This is a genomic window from Mesorhizobium sp. M1E.F.Ca.ET.063.01.1.1 (assembly GCF_003998155.1).
In the GTDB taxonomy this organism is placed as follows: Bacteria; Pseudomonadota; Alphaproteobacteria; order Rhizobiales; family Rhizobiaceae; genus Mesorhizobium.
This window is the reverse complement of the sequence record NZ_RZSC01000791.1, coordinates 1-2,642: the sequence shown is the minus strand read 5'-3', so window position 1 is coordinate 2,642 and position 2,642 is coordinate 1. Positions and strand designations below refer to the sequence as shown.

2 protein-coding genes are annotated in these 2,642 nt (G+C 58.1%); both read left to right on the top strand.

Annotated features, from left to right (window positions below; translation table 11 throughout):
- On the top strand, nt 1-1,428 hold a 1,428-nt coding region (locus EOA29_RS32370; RefSeq protein WP_189479058.1), incomplete at its 5' end, for a trypsin-like peptidase domain-containing protein.
- 159 nt (nt 1,429-1,587) lie between these two features.
- Nucleotides 1,588-2,642, top strand: a 1,055-nt coding sequence (locus tag EOA29_RS32365; protein ID WP_210213195.1) for a hypothetical protein, incomplete at its 3' end; no start/stop codon positions are given.

Here is a 2,642-nt window from a genome sequence, read left to right as displayed (position 1 = left end):
GCTTCGACCGGCTTTGGCGGGGGGAACAACACGATCGGCACGACAATCATTGTCCCTGGTCTCACGAACTCACCGACGCCTGCTTTGCCAACGAACTCGGGCGAAAGTCCTTCCAGCGAGCCACTGCCGCTGAATCTCAACGGAATCCAAGTCGCAGTGCCGCCGGATGGCCTTAACGCAAACTTTCTGCAAGCCTTGTTCGACAAGAACAAGCTGGCTCCTGGATACAACCTGCAACCTAAAAAACTCCAGCTGTTCGAAACACCCGGAAGCGACATCCCCGTCCCGTCCGATTATCCGGTGGGCGGTGCTGATTGGAGAAAACTCACTGCGGTCGACTTCAATAAGTTGATCGTCGACCCCGAAGGCGCGACGGGGGCGGTGCTGGGCGGTTTTACGCTAAGCAGCGCTGCTGCCTCCGGATGGGCGCAGATTCCGCCATCCATCCAGGCGCTGCGTCAGAATTCACAGTCCGCCTTCGCTAAGAGCTGTGGGAAGGCGGTCGAAAGATTGCTGCCGCTGCGCGGGGCCCACTATGAAGGATGCGTCGCCGACACTGAGAATAGGTGTCACGCCGCTCTCGCCGCCTATGTCCAGAACTGCGTTGCGGATCCCAACACTCATTGGGATGGTTCAACGGCCCTCGATCCGCAATTGCCACCCATGTTGCCCGACAAGGAATTGGCTCAGATCGCGCAGGTCAGTGGCATCCTTTTCCAACAACCGGAGCAAGGGCGCGGGGGCCAAATATTCTGCACGGCAACCCGGATATCCAAAGACTGGCTCGTCACTGCACGTCACTGCGTCTTTCGCAGAACGACGGCAGACGAGGAAGTCTCACTGGGAAGCGAGACGCTGAGGGATATTCGACATTTGCAGTTTTTCGCCTTCGCCGAACCGATGCGTGCCATCCAAGTCAATTACAAGGAAGATCCGCACGGAACAGACCGTCCATGGGCGTTCGAAGCCGACGACCTGAGCTCGGACTACGTCTTTCTCAAAATCAAGCCAGACGGTCCCGAACCATCCTTCCCTGAACTTGCGGCCCCGAGACTATGGGACAGGATCGTTCTATTCTCATACCAATATACGGAGAGACTGAGCGCCGGATCCGCAGTAACTGATGATCAGCTGGTTTCGGACGGGGGCTGGGTCAAGTTCATGGGATATGACGCATCCAACACCTGCGTCATTGCAGCCATGCCCAGGCCAAATTGTCTCGCCTATCCATGCCAGTCCGAAGTGGGCAGCAGCGGGGCGCCGCTTTTTCGGTTTGACAATGATCGACTCCAACTCGTGGGCGTTCACGCCCAACACGTCGTCCCGGGAAGTCATGATCCCTGTACTGATCCGAAGGTCGCTGCGCTGATCAACGTAGGGGTGTGGCTTCGCTCGAACGATCTCGACATTGCCACCCGAACGAGGTGAGCCACATTGAGATCACGTCAGCTGCGCGTCATGGGTATAGGTAGCCGCAAACGACTTGCTCGAAGACTCGTGCTGCTCCTAGGAGCCGCTTGTCTGATCGTCGTCAGTTGTTTCAGGCTACCAGGTCGAGCCGCGCAGCCGCCGGCGTGCATTCCCTCGGTGGCAGCTTTGGATTTGGAAATCCTGTCGGCAGCGAAAACCAAGGACTTCGGAAAATTCATGGCCGCGGTAGATGCCGGGGCGGATGTAAACGCCCGTGACGCGGCCTGCAACACCCCCCTGATTTGGGCTGCGCGTGGCGTCAGCCGTGAGATTGCAGCCGAGCTGTTCGACATGAAGGTGAACTTCGCGGCCGCCAACAACGACGGGAAGACCGCAAGAGACTTTGCGGCTGAACGCGACGACGAACTGACGAGACGCATCGATGAGGCCATCTCCCGCTTCGACAGCGCAATAGGGGTCATGATCGACTCTGGAAAATTCGACGATGCTCTGGCTGAATTTGATAAGCGCGGGTTGAGCATCGACCTGCCGCTGGCGAATGGAGACACCGCTCTGATCCTCGCGGCCAGGTCAACAAATGGAAATGAAGGCGCAGTGACCGCTTTTTTTGACGCCCTGCTCGCACGCGGAGCGTCCGCCAACTGGGCTGCAATCGCGAGCGGATCGGTGAGAGCGCGGCACCTTACGCTTCTGCGGAAGGCCCTCGAGCATGTCCCAGCTGACATCACCCTCGCCTATGGCGCTCAGATTGTCGAGAAGGGCAAGTATACTGCTGAGGTTGTCGCGCTCCTCTTCGCCACGCCTGGTCGCAGCGGTCCCATGGAGGATTGGTGGAGCGTTGCTGCTGAAATCCTAGACGGCCCGTCGGCCACTGCCACCCTTCAATCGCTTCTGGACCATGGCGCCGATATTGCCGCAGCACAAAAGGCGTTGGAGGACGACGCGGCGATTGAATACCAGGATGGCACCGAGCCCAGCGGCGCTGCGCTCCGGTTCTTCTTCTCGCATGGCGTTGATGTTCCGCCAAAATCCAAGACTTTAAATAAGCTTATCCAAGTCGATTGGCATGTTCACAAACTGGATCTCGACCTTATCGAGATGGCGCTTGACCACGGGGCCCGCGCCGATGTCCCCAGTACAGAATACGATTACTCCCCGCCTAAGCTAATGTTTGACCTGCTCACGCGCCTTTATAGCGATGAGAATAGGAA